Source organism: Streptomyces sp. NA04227 (assembly GCF_013364195.1).
Classification (GTDB): Bacteria; Actinomycetota; Actinomycetes; order Streptomycetales; family Streptomycetaceae; genus Streptomyces.
This window is the reverse complement of record NZ_CP054918.1, coordinates 2,552,567-2,571,755: the sequence shown is the minus strand read 5'-3', so window position 1 is coordinate 2,571,755 and position 19,189 is coordinate 2,552,567. Positions and strand designations below refer to the sequence as shown.

Below are 19,189 nucleotides of genomic sequence, written 5' to 3'. Positions count from 1 at the left end.
CGGCAACCGGGCCACGGAACGCGAAAAGGGCGGGGACGGACCGATCGTCCGGTCCGCCCCCGCCCCTTGACTCCGCGCGGCGTGCGCTACTTCACCGCACCCGCCATCACACCCGTGACGAACTGCCGCTGGAAGGCGAAGAACACCGCCAGCGGGATCACCATGGAGATGAACGCGCCCGGCGCCAGTACGTCGACGTTGTTGCCGAACTGGCGGACCTGCGTCTGCAGGGCCACCGTGATCGGCTGGCTGCCGGCGTCCGCGAAGATCAGCGCCACCAGCATGTCGTTCCAGACCCACAGGAACTGGAAGATGCCGAGCGAGGCGATCGCGGGCCCGCCGAGCGGCATCACCACCCGGAAGAACAGCCGCAGTTCGCCCGCGCCGTCGAGCCGCGCCGCCTCCAGGAGCTCCCGGGGGATCTCCGCGAAGAAGTTCCGCAGCAGGAACACCGCGAACGGCAGACCGAAGCCGGTGTGGAACAGGACCACGCCCACCATGGAGCCGAAGATGCCGAGGTCGCCGAAGAGCCGCGCGATCGGCAGCAGCGCCACCTGCACCGGCACCACGAGCAGCCCGACCACCCCGAGGAACCACCAGTCGCGGCCCGGGAACTCCATCCACGCGAAGGCGTATCCGGCCAGCGAGCCCACCACCACGACCAGCAGTGTGGTGGGCACCGTGATGAGCACGGTGTTCCACAGCGAGTCGGTGATCTGGGAGTTGTCGAGCAGGGTCGAGTAGCTGTCGAAGGTGATCTTCGACGGCTCGGTGATCACGTTCCACCAGCCGCTGGCCGCGGTGTCCTCGGGCGTACGCAGCGAGGCGAGCAGCAGGCCCACCGTCGGCACCAGCCAGAACAGGCCGACCACGATCAGGAACACCCGCAGCAGACCGCCGCCCGCGGCCGCCGCGAGCCGTGTGGCCACCGACTGCTTCGCCGCGGCCTTCTCGGTGACGACGGGCACGCCGCCGGCCACGTCGCTCTGTGCGCTCATCGCCGTACCTCCCGCCTCAGTCGCCTGATGTTGAAGAGCATCACCGGCACCACGAGCAGCAGCAGGAGCACCGAGATGGCGCTGGCGATACCCGGCTGGTCGTCGGAGAAGGCCGAGCGGTAGAGCTGGAGCGCCAGGACGTTCGCGTCGTCCTGCGAGGAGCCCGGCGCGATGATGAAGACCAGGTCGAAGATCTTCAGAACGTTGATCATCAGCGTGACCATGACGACCGCGAGCACCGGCGCGAGCAGCGGCACCGTTATGCGCCGGAAGACCTGCCACTCGTTGGCGCCGTCCACCCGCGCCGCTTCGAGCAGTTCTCTCGGCACTCCCGCGAGCCCGGCCGCGATCAGGACCATCGCGAAGCCCGCCCACATCCATACGTAGCTGCCGATGATGGCCGGGGTGACGAAGGACGGGCCGAGCCAGTCGACACCGTTGTACGGCTCGCGGAAGTTGTCGGCGGGCAGCCGCAGTTTCGCCCCGTCCGCCTCCTTGGGCAGGGTGAAGCTGCCGTCGTCCGCGGTGGTCGTGGACGCGACGACCTCGCCGCCCTTGACCGCCTCGACCCGCATGCCCGAGTAACCGGACTCCGAGCCGTCGATGCCCTTGAGGGTGCCCACGCCCTTGCCGCGGGTGAAGTCCTGCCAGGCCGTCCCGGTCACCTGGCCCGGATCGGTGGCCGCCGCCTTCGCGGGCAGCGTGCCGTCCGGCATCTGGTCCGGGGCGACGCCGACCAGCGGCAGCAGTACGGGAGTTCCGGCCCGTACCGGCTCCTTGGTGAGGAACGCGCCGCCGCCCGCCGGGGCCAGCGGCGACTCACGGCCCGGGTGCGCCTTGGGGAATGCGGACGACTCGGCGAAGGTGTCGTGGGCACCCACCCAGACCGCGTTGGCCACGCCCTTGTCCGGGTCCTGCTCGTAGACGAGCCGGAAGATGATCCCGGAGGCGAGCATCGAGATCGCCATCGGCATGAAGATGATCAGCTTGAACGCGGTTCCCCAGCTCACCCGCTCGGTGAGGACCGCGAAGATCAGGCCCAGCGCCGTGGCCACCGTCGGGCCGAGCACCACCCAGATCAGGTTGTTCTTGACCGCGGTGCGGATGGTGCTGTCGGTGAACAACTCCTCGTAGTTGTCCAGGCCCACGAAGGAGCTTCCGGACTGGTCCAGGAAGCTGCGGACCAGCGAGTACCCGATCGGGTAGACCACGAGCGCGCCGAGCAGGACGAGCGTGGGCAGCAGGAACAGCACCGCCATGGCGGTACGCGTTCCCGTCACGCTCCTGCGCGACGGTACGGGCGCGGGAGGCGCCGCAGCGGCGCCTCCCGCCGAAGCCGTTTTCATCGGCCCCTCAGCCCTTGTACGCCTTGGCCGCGTCGGCCTCCAGCGCCTTCTGGGTGCCCGCCACGTCCTTCGGGTTCTTCAGGAAGTCCTGCAGCGCCTTCCACTCGCCCTTGCCGGGCGTGCCGCCGAAGGACTGCGGGGCCTGGTCGGACATGTCGAAGCGGAAGTCGTCACCGGCGTCGATCAGCGCCTTGGCCATCGAGCGCTGCACGTCGTTCGGGTACGCCGCGAGGTCCGCGTTCTTGTTCGGCGACAGGAAGCCGCCCTGCCCGGCCCAGATCTCGGCGGCGTCCGGCGAGGCGAGGAAGGTCAGCAGTGCCTGGCCCGCCTTCGACTCCTTCAGGAGGACGGCCGCGTCGCCGCCGCTGACCACCGGTGCCTTGTCGCCGACCGCCGGGAACGGGAAGACCTTCGCGTCGGTGCCGATCTTGGCGTCGGTCTCGGCGATGTTGATGCCCACGAAGTCGCCCTCGAAGACCATGCCCGCCTTCGGCTGCTCGCCGCCGGTGAAGGTCTGGGTGACCGAGGCCGGGAACTCCGTCTGCAGCGCGCCGTCCGCGCCGCCCGCCACGTAGTCCTTCTTGCCGAAGAGTTCACCGAGGGTGGTCAGCGCGTCCTTCACGGACGGGTCGGTCCACTTGATCTTGTGCTGGGCGAGCTGGTCGTACTTCTCGGGCCCGGCCTGCGAGAGGTAGATGTTCTCGAACCAGTCGGTGAGCGTCCAGCCGTCCGCGCCGCCCACCGACAGCGGGGTCACGCCCGAGTCGTAGACGGTCTGGGAGGTGGCCAGGAAGTCCTTCCAGGTCTTCGGTTCCTGGGCGCCCGCGTTCTCGAAGACCTTGGCGTTGTACCAGACCAGGGACTTGTTCGCGGCCTTGAAGTACACGCCGTACTGCGTGCCGCCGATCTTGCCGAGGTCCTGCCAGCCACGCGCGTAGTTTTTGGCGAGCTGGTCCTGCGCCTCCTTGCCGACCGGCTTGGCCCACTTCTTGTCCACGGCCTGCTGGATCGCACCGACCTGCGGCAGCATCGCCACGTCCGGCGGCGAACCGCCCGCGATCTTCGAACCGAGGAAGTTGATGATCGGGTCCTGCGCCGGTACGAAGGTGACCTCGGCGCCGGTCCGCTTGCCGAACTCGTCCAGCACCTTCTTGAAGTTGGCCTGCTCGGCGCCGGTCCACACCGCGGCGACTTCGAGCTTCTCGCCGTCCAGCTTGGGCAGTTGGACGCTCGGCGCGCTCTCCTTGGCGTCCTTGCCGCCCTTGTCCTTGTCGTCGTCAGAGTCGCCTCCGCAGGCGCCGAGCGTCAGCGCGAGCGCGCCCGCGATCACAACTGCCCCCGCTCGTAAGGTGTTCCGGTTCCGGCCGCGGCCGGTGTGGTGTGCCTGACGATGAGTGCGCATGACTGCCCCGTGTCCCTTTGCACGCGCTCTCACGCGTGACTGCGAGCGGTGTCCCGTGCGCTCTGGTGTACGCCCGCGCGGACGACGGCGGCAAGAGCGCCCGCGTGACGCACTCGGTGATCGTGACGGGGTCGTGATCTCCCCGGGCCCACCGCGCCGCACCGCCGGTGATCAAGCCCCCACAAGCCGTGGAACACCGCCCACACAGGGCACTTGGGGCTCGGCGGACCAGATGTGACAGCGGACGGATCCGGTCCGGAAAAGGCGTACGGAGCTCATCTTTCGCGGCGGGTGCGGCGGGCGCGGCGGACCGAGGGCGGGGCTCGCACCGGCGGCGGGGCTCGGAGCAGGGCGGAGTCCGGTCAGAGCAGGATCAGAGCAGGGTAGAGCCGGGTCAGAGCAGGGACGGCACCCGGTCCGCGTCGACCGAACGGGCCGCGCGTTCCAGGGCGCTGGCGAGCAGGGCGAGGTCGGTGGGCCCGTTGCCCAGCTCGCGCACCGGCCTGCGGGTGGGCGGATCGCCCATGCGCTCCCACTCCAGCGGTACGACGGTCGGGCGCAGGGTCGCGGTACGCGGAATGCGTCCGGTCACCCGCCCCGACTGCACCGGCGTGGCCGCCCCGTCCCGGCCGAGCAGCCGCCCGCGCCCCGGCGCCGGATCCTCGGCACCCTCCGCGGGCGCTTCGAGCAGCACCCGTACGGGAGCCTCCACCACCGGTGCCCAGTCGGGCAGTTGGGCGGCGCAGACCGCCACCAAGTGCACGCCGAGCCGTGCGCCGTCCCGCGCCACCGCCTCCAGGGCCCGCACCACCGAACCGGCGGCGGGCCGGCCCGGCGAGCCCAGCGGCGGGGCGAGCAGCACGTCCACGTCGTCGACCAGGACGACCAGCCGGGGCAGCGGCGGCCCCGGGTCGGGGCGCGACTCCCGGGCGGGCGGCCGCAGACGGAGGGTGGTGCTCGGGGGCGCGTCCAGGTCCTCGCCCGCCCCGCTCGTGCTACCTGCGCTGCTCGCGCCGCCTGCGCCGGTCGCGCCTTGGCCCTGCCTCGGGGACGGGACTCGGGTGCCAGGTCCCGAGCCGACGGGGGCGCCCGCTCCGGGGGCCGGTACGGGCGTCGGGGCCGAGCCGTCCGTACCGCCGCCGGTGTGCCACTCGGCGAAGTCCGTACGTCCGAGCAGTTCGGCGCGGCGCTTGAGCTCCGCGGTCAGCGCCTGGGCGAACTCCCGCATGCGCACCGGGTCGTTGGCGGTCAGATGGGTGGTGACATGCGGCAGGTCGGTACAGGCCCGCAGGCCCTCGCCGCGCGCCGGTGCGGCGGTCCCGTCCCGGCCGTCGACCAGGACCACGGCCAGCCGGTCCGGACGTTCGGCCGCGGCGAGCGAGGCGGCCACGGCCCGCAGCAACTCACTGCGCCCGCTGCCCGCCGGGCCCGCGATCACGGCGTGCGGGCCCTCGGCCACCAGGTCGAGCGGTACCGGACCGCGCGGCCCGGCGCCAAGCACGGCCAGCGCCCGGCCGCCCGGCGAAGCCGTGTCGTCGGCGGCCGACGCCCACCGCGCGAGCAGCGAGGCCGGGGTGGCCCGTTGCAGCCCCAACTCGTCGAGCAGCCGGGCGGTTTGGGGCAGCGGCGCACTGACCCTCGGCCGACCGCCGCCCGCCGAGTCCGTACGCAGGGGCGCCAGCGCCCGGGCGAAACGCTCGGCCCAGGCCGGGGAGACCGCGTCGACGGTTCCGGTGAGTGGGGGGTGGGGGACCCGGGACCGGTGATCCAGGGATTGCGGGTTCGGGGGCTGTGTATCCAGGGGCTGTGCATCTGGGGACTGTGCATCCAGGGACCGAGCATCCAGGGACCGTGCATCCCAGGACCGTGTATCCAGGGACTGCGCGTCCGGTGCTTGTGGGTCCAGGGACTGCGGGTCCAGGGACTGCGAGACCAGGGACTGCGGGTCCCCGGGCAGCAGGTCCCCGGACAGGTGATCCCGGGACCCGTGATCCGAGCCCCTCGGGCGGGCACTCGCGGCGGACTCCCGCCCCGCGTACCGCAGTTGAAGCGTGGTCGCGACATCCCCGGTGAGCAACGCGGTGGCGCCGCAGACGTCGAAGGCGGGGGAGAGGCCGCGCGCCTGCTCGTACATCGCCTCCCACGAGGTCCCGGCCTGGGCGGCCGGGACCGAAGCCAGGCACAGGACGTGGATCCCCGCGGCCGCGCCCTCGGCCGCCAGACGCGTCACGGCCGCGCGCAGCGTGGCCGACCCGGGGTCACCGTCGACCACGAGCACACTGCTGCCGGAGCCGAGGACGGAAGGGGCGGCGGGGACGTCAGGCGTCCTGGCCTCGTCGGCGAGGCGGTCGTCCAGTCTGCGCAGGAGTTCGCCGGTGCGGGCGGCGGCCTGCTCGCGGTCGTACGCGAGGAGCAGGCGGCAGTCCTGGCCGTTGCCGGGACGTACATGGGGGAGCCAGCCGAGCCAGGACCAGTCGGCCCCGCCGGACGGGGCGGGAGTCCGTTCCTGGCCCGAAGTCCCTTGTGGGGCCGCCCGGTTGGTACTGAGCAGCACGATCTCCAGCTGGTCGGGGGTGTGCAGCGCCGCCAGCTGGGCGAGTACCGAGCGGGCGAGACCGGTCAGCCGTTCCCGTGGACCCGCGAGGCCCAGCGAGCCCGCCTGCCGCAGCCCGACGGTCAGCGGCACCGGCCGCCCGCCGCCGCCCACCGGCGCCTCGGCGAGGCCCAGCCGTACCGTGAGCGCCTCCGGATGCCCCGCGCCGCGCTCCCACAGCCGCGTACCGGGCCCGAGCGCCGTCAGGAGCAGTGCCGCCGGATCGGGGCACACCTCGGGACCGGTCCGCTCCCGTGCGCCCCGGGGTTCCTCGGGCGCGTACGCGAAGTCCTCGGCCGGGGTGTCGCCGCGGCCACCGCCACCGGTCAACTTGCGTGCGAACGCGGCCAGTCCACGCCTGCGCCCGCCTTTGGGCAGCGCCGCACCGCGCTGCCCGTTCCCGCCCTGGGGCGCCCGCCCGAAGCCCGCCGCGCCTCCGTCGTCACCGGAGCTGTCCCAGACCGAGTCGCCGTACTGGTGCCGCGTGGGCCCACTCTCGCCGGGCGCGCCCGGGCCGCTGCGTACCGGCGGACCGAGCGGGGGAGCGGGCGGAGTCGGCCCGGCCCACGTGCCGTCGTCCGCAGGGGTACGCGCCTGGGGAATCCGCCCGGCCGAGCCGGCGGAGGCAGCCGGGTGCGGAACCGCCGCGCCGGGCAACTGCTCCGAAGTGCCTTGCCCGTCACGGGAGTTCACAGCCGAACCGGAGGAACCGGCGGAGGGAGTTCCCCCGACCGCCGACGTCACCCGCAGATGCCCCTCGCCATCCGGAGCCGTGTGCAGAACGGCGTCCAGGCCACCCGCCGGAGCCAGGCGCAGAGTCGACTCGCCCAGACGCAGCAGGGTGCCGGGCGCCAGCGGGACGGGCTCGCTGCCGAGGGGGGCGCCGTCGACCTCGGTGCCGTTGGTGGAGCCGAGGTCGGTGACGGTGATCCGGCCGCCCTGGGCCACCGTGATCGCGCAGTGCAGCCGGGAGACGTCCGGGTCGTCCAGGGGTACGTCGGCCTCGGCGCTGCGTCCGATCAGGATCTGTCCGCCGTGCAAGAGGTGGACGCCGCCCGCGTCCGGCCCGGCCACGACGTGCAGTTGGGCCGCACCGTCCGCGAGGTCGGGGCCCTGCGCGCCGGGGCTGCCGAGGTGCAGTACCGCCCCGTCGGTCAGCGGCGGTTCGCCGAGCGTGGCGCGCTGCGGGTCGAGGCGGCGGCCGCCCGCGTACAGGACCGGCTGGGCCTCACCGCCCGCGACCGCCGTCACCAGCGCGGGCGCCACGGCGGCGAGCGCCGTACCGGCCGGGGCGGTCACCAGTACGTCGCCGTTCCGTTCCTGGCCCGGAACGTCGGACCGCGGCCCGAGGACGGTCAGCCGGATCTGCATGGATGCGGCGGTCCCTTCTGCGCGTCGTGCCCCTGCGCGGGGACGCGGCTCATCCCCCAACCCACCGGACACGTAGGCCAGTACAGAGAAGCATCCTCGCACTTGCCACGGACAACCTGCCCGCCGGACGACCAGGAATGATCATCAATGGCCGGGTCCGTACCCACAACCGGCCGGAGCGGACCGCCCCCGCCGACGACGAGGCGAGTCCGTCCGCACGGCAACCGCCGTCGGTCGTCACCGCGTCTTCCCGTAGAGACATCCGTAGAGACATCCATCGAGACGTCCGTGGAGACGTCCATGGAGAGGGAGGGGGAGATGGAGGGAGCGCGGCGAATGGCAAGGGGCGCGTAGAAGCGCGCAAGGGAGCGAAGGCGCTCGCAGGCCAGGCAGCGGCCGGGCTGGGATCAGCCGGGCAGGGCTGTCAGGCGGACGGGCAGAACAGGCGGCCAGGCAGCACTGTCCTGCAGCCGGACAAGGCCGTCAGGCGGAACCGCCCCAGGTCAGCGGTCGCCGCCGAAGAGGAAATCGCGGTCCGCGCGGCCGTTGATCTCCGCGATGACGAGGTGGTGACGGTGGACGCCGTAGCGCAGCGAGAGATCGCCGTTGATGAAGGCGCGGCGGGCGTCGGGGCCCTCCGGCGCGGTGCCCTTGTCGGGGTAGGGGTCCTTCTCCAGGAGGCCGATGGCGCGCTCGACCAGCGCCTGGTCCTGCGGGGAGAGCCCCTGGTACTCGGCGCGGGCCTCCACGGAGAACACATGCGTATAGCCGGGGGCGGTGTCGGTCATGCCCGAGATCGTACGTGAGAGGACCCATACGGGGTCCGAAGCGGGCTCCGGCACCCGCTTTCCAGCCCTCTCACCTGCACAGGTGTCCGGGACGGCCCCATCGCGGGTACGTTCGACGCCTGGTCGGGCGCCACTAGAGTGGGCCGGAGGTCTCGTGGCGCGGGTGCCATGGGCGCGTACCGCACCACAGAGCACCAACGGCATCACCCTCGCACACGTAAGAGCGGGTGCGAGGGGGCAGGACAGACCAGCAGACCCAGCAGGCAGACCCAGCAGACGGACCCGGATCAGCAGGGAGCGCATGACGTGCGGCCGGTAGGCAGCAAGTACATCCTCGAGGAGCCGCTCGGCCGCGGCGCCACGGGCACCGTCTGGCGGGCCTCCCAGAGGGAGACCGCGGGCGCGGAGGCGGCCGTACAGGGGCGGCCCGGTGAGACCGTGGCCATCAAGGTCCTCAAGGAGGAACTCGCGGGCGACGCGGACGTCGTCATGCGGTTCCTGCGCGAGCGCTCGGTCCTGATGCGGCTGACTCACGAGAACATCGTGCGGGTGCGCGACCTGGTCGTGGAGGGCGATCTGCTCGCCCTGGTCATGGACCTGATCGACGGGCCCGACCTGCACCGCTACCTGCGCGACAACGGCCCGTTCAGCCCGGTCGCCGCCTCGCTGCTCACGGCGCAGATCGCGGACGCGCTGGCGGCCAGCCACGCGGACGGTGTCGTGCACCGGGACCTCAAGCCCGCGAACGTGCTGCTGAAGCAGACCGACGGCGAGATGCACCCGATGCTGACCGACTTCGGCATCGCGCGCCTCGCCGACTCTCCGGGGCTGACCCGGACCCAGGAGTTCGTCGGGACCCCGGCGTACGTGGCGCCCGAGTCGGCCGAGGGCAGGCCGCAGACCTCGGCCGTGGACATCTACGGCGCGGGCATCCTGCTGTACGAACTGCTCACCGGGCGGCCGCCGTTCGCCGGTGGTTCCGCACTCGAAGTGCTGCACCAGCACATCGGCGCCGAGCCGCGCCGCCCGTCCACCGTGCCGGACCCGCTGTGGACCGTGATCGAGCGCTGCCTGCGCAAGGACCCGGCGCAGCGGCCGAGCGCCGAGAACCTCGCGCGCGGGCTGCGGGTCGTCGCCCAGGGCATCGGGGTGCACGCCACCGCCGAGCAGATCGGCGCCGCGGAGAACGTCGCGGGCCTGCTCGCGCCCGACCCGGATCCCACCTCCGTGCAGGAGGTGCCGGGCGCCGCCGACCCCACCCAGGTCCTCGGCCACACGGGCCACGACCCGAACGCGGCCACCAGCGTGCTGCCGCAGACCTCCGGCCAGGGCCCGCACGGCGGCGCCGACCCCACGGCCGTACTGCCGCCGGTTCCGCCCGGCGAGGGCCCGGCCCGGCAGCCCGAAGGCCCGCACCCCTGGGAGAACCAGCTCCGCGCGGCACGCGACCGCAACGAGCACACCCAGATGCAGTACCTGGACCCGGGACAGGACCCGCTGCGCCGCCGCCCGCAGCGTCAGGCGGCCCGCCCCCAGCAGCCGCAGCGCAGGCAGACGCCCCAGCCCCAGCAGTACGCCCCGGCCCCTCAGCCCCAGCCGCAGCGGTACGCGCCCGCCCCGGCGCCGCAGCCCCAGCCGCAGCACTACGCGCCGCCCCAGCAGCCCGCGCCGCCGCAGCAGCCGCGCGAGCGCAGGCGCAGCGCCAACCCGGCGCGGATCCCCGGGCTCGGCTGCCTCAAGGGCTGCCTGATCACGTTGGTGCTCCTGTTCGTGGCGAGCTGGCTGGTGTGGGAGTTCAGCCCGCTCCAGGACTGGATCGGCACGTCCAAGAGCTACTGGGACCAGATCACCGACTCCGTCGACAAGATCACGGACCTCCTGGACAAGATCAACGGCGCCGAGGAGAAGACCAAACAGGGGCAGTAGGCACATGGCGCCTGCGCACAGTGCACCGCGCACAGCAGGCACCGGTAACGGACGAGGGCGGCCCGGCAGTGATGCCGGGCCGCCCTTTCGTATCCGTTTCTCATCTCCGTACTCCGCTCCCCTTTCATCTCCGTACTGCGCGCCCGAATCCACATCCGTAGCCCCGAGTTCCGCCCCCGAGAGCCCCAAAAGGGGCTTTGATCAGGAGACTTGTCGACATCCGGGGAGTGATTTCGGGTTCCGGGGCGCGGGTTGGGCTCCGGGGCGCGTAGTTTTGTCGACCGTGGGGTTCCGGGAGGCGTCCTTCCGGAGGGGGAGGGCCCGCGTCGGTAGGAGCAGTCTTGGCACGGAAGATCGGCAGCCGGTACACCGCGAACCAGATCCTGGGTCGCGGCAGCGCGGGCACGGTGTGGCTGGGCGAGGGTCCCGAGGGGGCCGTCGCCATCAAGACGCTGCGTGAGGACCTCGCCTGCGACCAGGAGCTCGTCGGCAGGTTCGTGCAGGAACGGACGGCTCTGCTCAGCCTCGATCACCCGCACGTGGTCGGTGTGCACGAGCTGGTCGTCGACGGCCACGACCTCGCCCTGGTGATGGACCTCGTACGGGGTACGGATCTGCGCACCCGGCTGGAGCGCGAGCGCAGACTCGCCCCCGAGGCCGCCGTCGCGATCACCGCGGACGTCGCCGAGGCCCTGGCCGCCGCGCACAAGGCCGGGGTCGTGCACCGCGACGTGAAGCCGGAGAACATCCTGCTCGACATGCAGGGCCCGCTCGGCCCGGCCGGTGCGCACCCGGCCCTGCTGACCGACTTCGGTATCGCCAAGCTGATCGACGCCAACCGCCGTGCCGTGCCCCAGGGCGCCGCGAGCCAGGGCCGCACCCCGGCCACGAAGATCATCGGTACGCCCGACTACCTGGCGCCGGAGATCATCGAGGGCCTGCCGCCCACCGCCTCGGTGGACGTCTACGCCCTGGCCACCGTCCTGTACGAACTCCTCGCCGGATTCACGCCGTTCGGCGGAGGCCACCCCGGCGCGGTGCTGCGCCGCCATGTCACCGAGACCGTGGTCCCGCTGCCCGGTATCCCCGACGAGCTGTGGCAGCTGATCATCCAGTGCCTGGCCAAGGGCCCGGCCTCCCGGCTGCGGGCGCACGAGCTCGCCGTCCGCCTGCGCGAGCTGCTGCCCCTGCTCGCCGGGATGCCGCCGCTGGACGTCGACGAGCCCGACGCGGGCTACGACGACCACGACGACGCCGTCGCGTCCGGCGAGAGCGCGGCCGCACAGGGCGCAGACCCCCACGCGCCGCGCCCCGTGGCCGTGCACCGGGGCGCCGTCCCGCTGGTCCCGGGCGCGGCCCCGGACTCCAACCGGGACACCCATACGAGCATGCGCGTCCCGGCGCCCGACGAACTGGCCGGGGGCGCACGCGGCACCGCCCGCGCCCCGCGCGCGGCGGGCACCCCGCGCCCCGGCTCGGCCCGTAACCGGGGCGCCGCCCGCAGGCGCCGCCTCACCCTGGGCGCGGCCTCGGTCGTCATCGCGGCGGCGGTCGGCGTCGGCGCCTGGGCCGCCTCCTCCGGCGACGAGCCCGACAGCAGGGATCAGGACAGCGGCAGCTCGGCGCCGGACGGGCCCTGAGCGCCCGCGGGCAGCCGTGCGGACATGGTTGCCTCCCGGCCCCGGCACACGGGCGGGGCGGCTCCACCGCGACAGCCGTTAGGCTGGAGGGCGTGGCAGTCGTCGACGTATCCGAAGAGCTCAAGTCCCTCTCCTCGACCATGGAGTCCATCGAGGCCGTTCTGGACCTCGACAGGCTGAGGGCAGACATCGCCGTGCTCGAGGAGCAGGCGGCCGCGCCGTCCCTGTGGGACGACCCGGAAGCGGCACAGAAGATCACCAGCAAGCTGAGCCATCTCCAGGCCGAGGTGCGCAAGGCCGAGGCCCTGCGCAGCCGGATCGACGACCTCGGGGTGCTCTTCGAGCTCGCCGAGGCCGAGGACGACCCGGACACCCAGGCCGAGGCCGAGCAGGAGCTCGCCGCGGTGAAGAAGTCGCTCGACGAGATGGAGGTCCGCACCCTCCTGTCCGGCGAGTACGACTCCCGGGAGGCCCTGGTCAACATCCGGGCCGAGGCGGGCGGCGTGGACGCGGCCGACTTCGCCGAGCAGCTCCAGCGCATGTACCTGCGCTGGGCCGAGCGGCACGGCTACAAGGCCGAGGTGTACGAGACCTCGTACGCGGAAGAGGCCGGCATCAAGTCGACCACCTTCGCCGTCCAGGTCCCCTACGCCTACGGCACGCTCTCCGTCGAGCAGGGCACCCACCGCCTGGTGCGCATCTCGCCGTTCGACAACCAGGGCCGCCGTCAGACCTCCTTCGCGGGTGTCGAGGTGCTGCCGGTGGTCGAGCAGACCGACCACATCGAGATCGACGAGTCCGAACTGCGCGTGGACGTCTACCGCTCCTCGGGCCCGGGCGGCCAGGGCGTCAACACCACGGACTCCGCGGTCCGGCTGACGCACATCCCCACCGGCATCGTGGTCTCCTGCCAGAACGAGCGCTCGCAGATCCAGAACAAGGCGACCGCGATGAACGTCCTCCAGGCGAAGCTGCTCGAACGCCGCCGCCAGGAGGAGCAGGCCAAGATGGACGCGCTCAAGGGCGACGGCGGCAACTCCTGGGGCAACCAGATGCGTTCGTACGTCCTGCACCCGTACCAGATGGTCAAGGACCTGCGTACGGAGTTCGAGGTGGGCAACCCGCAGTCGGTGCTCGACGGTGAGATCGACGGCTTCCTGGAGGCCGGGATTCGCTGGCGCAAGCAGCAGGAGAAGTAGGAACGGCCGCGCGCCGCACGCCGGTTCGCTTCGCTCGCTTTGTCGACAAGGCAACTGCCCCTGGTCCGGGGGCAGTTGCCTTGTTTGCTGCGGCATTCGTCACAGTCCTGTGGAGAGTTCGTGGGCAACTGCCCCCAACCCGGACATCGCGGTCGCAACGGCCTTGACGGTGTTCACGCACTGGGAAAGGCTGGCGCGCGGCATGCGTATCTCAGGGGCGTGTGTGACCGGGGGGCCAGTTGAGCCGCTTCGAGACCGTGACCCGAGCGCTGCTCCATGGACTATTCAGCTACTGGGGGTAGCAAGCAGATGACCAAGAAGACGCGGATCCGGATCGCGCGCGTCGCCGCTGGTGCGGTGATCGCCGCCGGTGCCTCGCTGTCGGCGGCCGGTGTCGCCTCCGCCGACGACGGCACGGCGCAGGACTGCGGTCTGCTCGGCAGCATCTTCGGGTGCGAAGAGGGCGAGCCCGGCGACGAGCCGACCTCGATCCCGACCGAGCCGACCGAGGAGCCGACCGAGCCGACGGAGGAGCCCACCGAGCCCACCGAGGAGCCGACCGAGCCCACGGAGGAGCCGTCCGAGCCCACCGAGGAGCCCTCGGAGCCGACGGAGGAGCCCAGCGAGCCCACCGAGGAGCCGTCCGAGCCCACCGAGGACCCCTCGGAGCCGGGTGAGCCGACGCCCACCGACGAGCCCAGCGAGCCGGGCAACGACACCGACCCGGACAACGGCGGCACCACGCCGGACGAGCCGGGCAAGGACGACCTGACCGACACCGGCTCCAAGCCGGTCGAGCAGGGCAACAACGACGGCGAGCTGGCCGAGACCGGTGCCGCCGAGAACACCACCTTCCTGGTGATCGGCGCCGCCACCATGATCGCCGGTGGCGTGGGCTTCCGCCTGCTGCCCCGTCTCGTGGGTGGCCGCACCGCCGCCTGAGCACTGACCCGACCCGGTCGGCAGAGCTGACAAAGGGCCCGCGGCGACGTCTCGACGTCACCGCGGGCCCTTCGTCTGCGTTCTCGGTTCCGCGTTCTCAAGCTCGGCGTTCTCAAATGCTGTGCCGGTACGGCCCGTTCCGTGCCCCGGTCGCACAAACGCGTACGGTAATCGTCCACTTACGTAGCGAATTCCGTACGCCGCCGCTCACTTACCGTGCCCCGCGTTCACCTTCGGGCGATGCTCACGCGTTCTGCGCGACCAGTGCCAGCGTGGCGATCAGGATCGCCAGCAGGGCTATCAGCATCATCGGGTTGAGCCCGCCGAACGGACCCTCGCCCTCCTGCTGCATCCGTTCCCGGTTGGCCCGGCACACGGGGCAGCGGCCCTCGCTCACGGGTGCCGCACAGTTCGCGCACACCAGTCTGTCGTAGGTCATGCGCACTCCTCCTCCCGCGCGGCCCGGGATCAGCCGCTGCGGCTCTGCATGGGCACAACGCCCAGGAAACCGCATCCGTTCCCTCTACCACTGTGCCAGCTCCGGTCAAATTCGGCGCGATCCGCGGGGGCGCCCGCCTCACGCCCCGCCCTTCCCCGCCACGACTCGCAACGCACCGTCCGAAATCCGCTTCCCGGATTACGTTCACGGGCGGATCACGGGCGGACCGACCGGCGCCCACAGCGGTGACAAAACGCGCAAGCTCCGCCCAAGTCGGGCCGGGGACTGCGCACGTACACCGGCGTCGCGTATGGTCGCGCTCACCAACCCCCGACGCCCCAGACGCTCCGAGGCGCACCTGTGATCCGATTCGACAACGTCTCCAAGGTCTACCCCAAGCAGAACCGTCCCGCACTCAGGGAAGTCTCCCTTGAGGTCGAGCGTGGCGAGTTCGTGTTCCTGGTGGGGTCCTCCGGCTCCGGAAAGTCCACCTTTCTGCGGCTCATCCTGCGTGAGGAGCGGACCAGTCACGGCCAGGTCCACGTCCTCGGCAAGGACCTCGCCCGCCTGTCGAACTGGAAGGTGCCGCACATGCGCCGCCAGCTCGGCACCGTGTTCCAGGACTTCCGGCTGCTGCCGAACAAGACGGTCGCCGAGAACGTGGCCTTCGCGCAGGAGGTCATCGGCAAGTCCCGCGGCGAGATCCGCAAGTCGGTGCCGCAGGTGCTCGACCTGGTGGGTCTTGGCGGCAAGGAGGACCGGATGCCGGGCGAGCTGTCCGGTGGTGAACAGCAGCGCGTGGCCATCGCCCGCGCCTTCGTCAACCGGCCCAAACTGCTGATCGCCGACGAGCCGACGGGCAACCTCGACCCGCAGACCTCGGTTGGCATCATGAAACTGCTCGACCGCATCAACCGCACGGGCACCACCGTGGTCATGGCCACGCACGACCAGAACATCGTGGACCAGATGCGCAAGCGCGTCATCGAGCTGGAGCAGGGCCGCCTCGTCCGCGACCAGGCGCGCGGCGTCTACGGCTACCAGCACTGAGCGCCCCTTCGCCCTCAGCCAAGCATCTGCGTACGTGATCCACGGAAAGGCCTGAATCCACGCCATGCGCCTCCAGTTCGTGATGTCGGAGATCGGCGTCGGTCTCCGCCGCAATCTGACGATGACCTTCGCGGTCATCGTCTCCGTGGCCCTCTCGCTCGCCCTGTTCGGCGGCTCGCTGCTGATGCGCGACCAGGTGAGCACGATGAAGGGCTACTGGTACGACAAGGTCAACGTCTCGATCTTCCTGTGCAACAAGGGAGATGCCGAGTCGGACGCCAACTGCGCCAAGGGCGCGGTCACCAGCGAGCAGAAGAAGAAGATCGAGACCGATCTGAAGAAGATGCCGGTCGTCGACGAGGTCTACTACGAGTCCAGCGACGAGGCCTACAAGCACTACAAGGAGCAGTTCGGCGACTCCCCGCTGGCCAGCTCCCTGACCCCGGACCAGTTGCAGCAGTCCTTCCGCGTCAAGCTCAAGAACCCGGAGAAGTTCGCGGTCATCGCCACCGCCTTCGACGGCCGGGACGGCGTGCAGTCGGTGCAGGACCAGAAGGAGACGCTCGACAACCTCTTCGATCTCCTGAACGGCATGAACTGGGCGGCGATCGTGGTGATGCTGCTGATGCTTGTGGTGGCGCTGATGCTGATCGTGAACACGGTGCGGGTGTCCGCGTTCAGCAGGCGCCGCGAGACCGGGATCATGCGGCTCGTCGGCGCGTCCAGCTTCTACATCCAGGCGCCGTTCATCGCCGAGGCGGCGGTCGCCGGTCTCTTCGGTGCGGGTGTGGCGTGCGTCATGCTCGTCCTCGGCCGCTACTTCATCATCGACAACGGCCTTGCCCTGTCCGAGAAGCTGAACATCATCAACTTCATCGGCTGGGACGCGGTGCTGGCCAAGCTGCCGCTCGTCCTCGCGATCGGCCTGCTGATGCCCGCGTTGGCCGCGTTCTTCGCGTTGCGCAAGTACCTCAAGGTGTGAGACATCCCCGGCCGTCACCGTCCACAACGCCCCCTGTGGCGGACCGGGTTGTCCTAGACTCACCGCCATGTCGGGTCCGGATACCAGCTTCGAGCTCCGCCGCTTCGGCCGCGGAGCCGCTCTGACTCTGGTCTTCGCGGGTGTCCTCGCGGCGGGTGCCGCGGGCGGCGCCTTCGGTGGTGACCAGCAGTCGGGTCAGAGCACGGCGACACCGGTGGGTACCTCACCGGCGGCGCACGACGAGGACGTGAACGAGGCCGCCGCGAAGGCACTGGCCGACGGCAAGTCGCCCGCACAGGCGGCCCGGCAGGAGGTCAGCCGCAGCGGCGACCGCTGGAGCGCCGTCTACTCCCCCGAGGAGTACGAGGAGTTCGCCAAGGCGCTCGACGGCGAGTACACCGGTGTCGGCCTGTGGGCCCGGCGCGCGGTGGACGGCGGCATCGAGGTCTCCCGGGTGCACGAGGACAGCCCCGCCGAGCGTGCCGGGATAAGGACCGGCGACCGGCTGCGCAGCGTGGACGGCCGCAAGGTCGACGACCTGCCCGTCACCGAGGTGGTCGCGCTGCTGCGCGGCGCAGCGGGCGAGGCCCGGCCCGGCAGCACCGTCGCCCTCGGCATGCAGCGCGAAGGCCACGCCTGGCAGGAGACCCTGCGGCGGGCCGTGCTCCGCACCAGCCCGGTCACCGTCGAACCGGTCGGCACGGACGGCGACGTACGGATCAAGGTCGGCTCCTTCACCAAGGGCTCGGGCGAGAAGGTGCGAGAGGCGGTGCGCGAGGCACCCGCGGGCGCCGGGGTCCTGCTCGACCTGCGCGGCAACTCCGGCGGCCTGGTCGCCGAGGCCACCCGGGCCGCCTCCGCCTTCCTCGACGGCGGTCTGGTCGCCACGTACGACATCAAGGGCGAGCAGCGGGCCCTGCACGCCGAGCCGGGCGGGGACACCGGCCGGCCGGTGGTCGCACTGGTCGACGGCGGCACCATGAGCGCCGCCGAACTGCTCACCGGCGCGCTCCAGGACCGCGGCCGGGCCGTGGTGGTCGGCACCAAGACCTTCGGCAAGGGCTCGGTACAGATGCCGAGCCGACTGCCGGACGGCTCCGTCGCCGAGCTGACCGTCGGCCACTACCGCACACCCTCGGGTCACAGTGTCGACAACCGCGGCATCACACCCGACCTTGAGGTGGCCGAAGGTGCCGAGAAGCGGGCCGAGACAGTATTGAGTGGCCTCGGCGACCCCTCCTAGTGCGAAAATGGACGCACTATGACCAAGGAAAAAGGGCGCAAGCTGATCGCGCAGCACAAGAAGGCGCGGCACGACTACCACATCATCGACACCTACGAGGCCGGTCTCGTCCTCACCGGCACCGAGGTGAAGTCGCTGCGCCAGGGCAGAGCCTCCCTCGTGGACGGCTTCGTCCAGCTCGACGGGAACGAGGCCTGGCTGCACAACGTCCACGTCCCCGAGTACAGCCAGGGCACCTGGACGAACCACAGCGCCCGCCGCAAGCGCAAGCTGCTGCTGCACCGCGCGGAGATCGACAAGCTGGCCTCGAAGGTGCAGGAGACCGGGCACACCATCGTGCCGCTGGCGCTCTACTTCAAGGACGGCCGGGCCAAGGTCGAGATCGCGCTGGCCAGGGGCAAGAAGGAGTACGACAAGCGGCAGACCCTGCGCGAGAAGCAGGACCGCCGTGAGACGGAGCGCGCGATCTCGGCGGTACGGCGCAAGCAGCAGGCCTGAGGCGCGCCGGGAGCCGGGTGCGCGGGCGGCCCGCAGGAATACAGTGGCCCCTGTCGCCGTTGTTCACGTACGATGGCTCTGCCCGCTGACACAGGGGTGGCCCCTCGATGAAGGGGCGGAGATTTTCAACTCAACATGGGGATGATCGGTTTCGACAGCGGCTGTCGAAGCAGGGGAAGCGAGCCGAGGAAGCGGCCATGATCTCGTAAACCACAGGCCGAAACCAATAATCGCCAATACCAAGCGCGATTCCTTCGCCCTCGCTGCCTAAGTAGCGACTTGCGAAGTGTCAGCCCGGGGGTGTTCCCGACCCGGATCCTGGCATCAGCTAGGGAACTAAACCTCTAGGCCCGGTCACGGGGTCGAGAGGGAAATCAAACAGTGACTGAGCCCGTCGGAGACTTGTTCGCGTGATCTCCGGGGCTGAGAAAATCACAGCGAACTGCGCTCGGAGAAGCCCTGGTTCCGCACCGTTGGACGCGGGTTCGATTCCCGCCATCTCCACTCGGACGAGGACGATCTGTGCCCGCGGAAAGCGCGGGCCGGGTCGTCCTCGTCGTTTTTGCGAGGCTTCGCCTCGCTGTTGTGGGGGTTTCGCCACCCACACCCCCCTTCGGTTGGATGAGTGGCCGTTGAAGTCGTGTGGCGGGCACCGGCCTCTGCGCGGGTGGTCGTTGGAGTCTGGCGGGGGGATTGGGCGGGGACGGAAATCGGTCGTCGTTGGGGGTGGGTCGCGTCCGGGTGGGCGCGGCTTTGTTGTTTGTTGCTGGGT

At 71.1% G+C, this 19,189-nt stretch carries 14 protein-coding genes and 1 other RNA gene; 9 read left to right on the top strand and 6 right to left on the bottom strand.

Annotation, left to right across the window (positions count from 1 at the left end):
- Positions 1–86 precede the first annotated feature (86 nt).
- The 5 genes from HUT18_RS10815 to HUT18_RS10795 form a co-directional block, all read right to left on the bottom strand.
- On the bottom strand, positions 87–998 hold the full coding sequence (locus tag HUT18_RS10815) for a carbohydrate ABC transporter permease (RefSeq protein WP_176099923.1): 912 nt from the start codon (positions 996–998) through the stop codon (positions 87–89).
- On the bottom strand, positions 995–2,344 hold the full coding sequence (locus HUT18_RS10810; RefSeq protein WP_176099921.1) for a carbohydrate ABC transporter permease: 1,350 nt from the start codon (positions 2,342–2,344) through the stop codon (positions 995–997). The genes HUT18_RS10815 and HUT18_RS10810 overlap by 4 nt, the downstream gene beginning before the upstream one ends.
- A gap of 7 nt (positions 2,345–2,351) precedes the next feature.
- The gene (locus tag HUT18_RS10805) at positions 2,352–3,746 is read right to left on the bottom strand and encodes an ABC transporter substrate-binding protein (protein WP_176099919.1); all 1,395 of its coding nucleotides are present in this window, start codon (positions 3,744–3,746) and stop codon (positions 2,352–2,354) included.
- Between the two features lie 394 nt (positions 3,747–4,140).
- A complete protein-coding gene (locus tag HUT18_RS10800; protein ID WP_176099918.1) occupies positions 4,141–7,710 on the bottom strand; it encodes an FHA domain-containing protein in 3,570 nt (1,189 codons plus the stop codon).
- 503 nt (positions 7,711–8,213) lie between these two features.
- Positions 8,214–8,498, bottom strand: coding sequence for a hypothetical protein (locus HUT18_RS10795; RefSeq protein WP_176099916.1), 285 nt, complete (start codon positions 8,496–8,498; stop codon positions 8,214–8,216).
- 306 nt (positions 8,499–8,804) lie between these two features.
- On the opposite strand from HUT18_RS10795, the gene HUT18_RS10790 reads away from it, so the two are divergent.
- The 4 genes from HUT18_RS10790 to HUT18_RS10775 all read left to right on the top strand — a co-directional run bounded on the left by HUT18_RS10790 (position 8,805) and on the right by HUT18_RS10775 (position 14,205).
- Positions 8,805–10,424, top strand: a complete 1,620-nt coding sequence (locus tag HUT18_RS10790) for a serine/threonine-protein kinase (protein ID WP_176099914.1) — start codon at positions 8,805–8,807, stop codon at positions 10,422–10,424.
- Positions 10,425–10,765: 341 nt separating this feature from the next.
- On the top strand, positions 10,766–12,064 hold the full coding sequence (locus HUT18_RS10785; RefSeq protein WP_176099912.1) for a serine/threonine-protein kinase: 1,299 nt from the start codon (positions 10,766–10,768) through the stop codon (positions 12,062–12,064).
- Between the two features lie 92 nt (positions 12,065–12,156).
- A complete protein-coding gene (prfB, locus tag HUT18_RS10780; protein WP_176099911.1) occupies positions 12,157–13,263 on the top strand; it encodes a peptide chain release factor 2 in 1,107 nt (368 codons plus the stop codon).
- A gap of 309 nt (positions 13,264–13,572) precedes the next feature.
- Positions 13,573–14,205, top strand: a complete 633-nt coding sequence (locus HUT18_RS10775; RefSeq protein WP_176099909.1) for an LPXTG cell wall anchor domain-containing protein — start codon at positions 13,573–13,575, stop codon at positions 14,203–14,205.
- A 244-nt stretch (positions 14,206–14,449) separates the two neighbouring features.
- On the opposite strand, the gene HUT18_RS10770 is transcribed toward HUT18_RS10775, so the two are convergent.
- Positions 14,450–14,644, bottom strand: coding sequence for a hypothetical protein (locus HUT18_RS10770; RefSeq protein WP_176099907.1), 195 nt, complete (start codon positions 14,642–14,644; stop codon positions 14,450–14,452).
- Positions 14,645–15,004: 360 nt separating this feature from the next.
- Between HUT18_RS10770 and ftsE the strand changes: the two genes are divergently transcribed.
- The 5 genes from ftsE (at position 15,005) to ssrA (ending at position 18,924) form a co-directional block, all read left to right on the top strand.
- A complete protein-coding gene (gene ftsE / locus HUT18_RS10765) occupies positions 15,005–15,694 on the top strand; it encodes a cell division ATP-binding protein FtsE (RefSeq protein ID WP_176099905.1) in 690 nt (229 codons plus the stop codon).
- Positions 15,695–15,758: 64 nt separating this feature from the next.
- The gene (ftsX, locus tag HUT18_RS10760) at positions 15,759–16,676 is read left to right on the top strand and encodes a permease-like cell division protein FtsX (RefSeq protein WP_176099903.1); all 918 of its coding nucleotides are present in this window, start codon (positions 15,759–15,761) and stop codon (positions 16,674–16,676) included.
- Positions 16,677–16,743: 67 nt separating this feature from the next.
- Entirely contained in the window at positions 16,744–17,919 is a 1,176-nt protein-coding gene (locus HUT18_RS10755; RefSeq protein ID WP_176099902.1) for a S41 family peptidase, read from the top strand.
- Between the two features lie 18 nt (positions 17,920–17,937).
- Positions 17,938–18,417 (top strand): SsrA-binding protein SmpB, encoded by a 480-nt coding sequence (gene smpB, locus HUT18_RS10750; protein ID WP_176099900.1) that lies wholly within the window; start codon positions 17,938–17,940, stop codon positions 18,415–18,417.
- Between the two features lie 137 nt (positions 18,418–18,554).
- Positions 18,555–18,924, top strand: a transfer-messenger RNA (tmRNA) gene (gene ssrA, locus HUT18_RS10745).
- Positions 18,925–19,189 lie beyond the last annotated feature (265 nt).

What these genes read in the sequence shown, in the direction of transcription:
- HUT18_RS10815 (WP_176099923.1), bottom strand. Translation starts at nt 998, where the DNA reads ATGAGCGCACAGAGCGACGTGGCCGGCGGCGTGCCCGTCGTCACCGAG.
- HUT18_RS10810 (WP_176099921.1), bottom strand. Translation starts at nt 2,344, where the DNA reads ATGAAAACGGCTTCGGCGGGAGGCGCCGCTGCGGCGCCTCCCGCGCCC.
- HUT18_RS10805 (WP_176099919.1), bottom strand. Translation starts at nt 3,746, where the DNA reads ATGCGCACTCATCGTCAGGCACACCACACCGGCCGCGGCCGGAACCGG.
- HUT18_RS10800 (WP_176099918.1), bottom strand. Translation starts at nt 7,710, where the DNA reads ATGCAGATCCGGCTGACCGTCCTCGGGCCGCGGTCCGACGTTCCGGGC.
- HUT18_RS10795 (WP_176099916.1), bottom strand. Translation starts at nt 8,498, where the DNA reads ATGACCGACACCGCCCCCGGCTATACGCATGTGTTCTCCGTGGAGGCC.
- HUT18_RS10775 (WP_176099909.1), top strand. Translation starts at nt 13,573, where the DNA reads ATGACCAAGAAGACGCGGATCCGGATCGCGCGCGTCGCCGCTGGTGCG.
- HUT18_RS10770 (WP_176099907.1), bottom strand. Translation starts at nt 14,644, where the DNA reads ATGACCTACGACAGACTGGTGTGCGCGAACTGTGCGGCACCCGTGAGC.
- ftsX (WP_176099903.1), top strand. Translation starts at nt 15,759, where the DNA reads ATGCGCCTCCAGTTCGTGATGTCGGAGATCGGCGTCGGTCTCCGCCGC.
- HUT18_RS10755 (WP_176099902.1), top strand. Translation starts at nt 16,744, where the DNA reads ATGTCGGGTCCGGATACCAGCTTCGAGCTCCGCCGCTTCGGCCGCGGA.
- smpB (WP_176099900.1), top strand. Translation starts at nt 17,938, where the DNA reads ATGACCAAGGAAAAAGGGCGCAAGCTGATCGCGCAGCACAAGAAGGCG.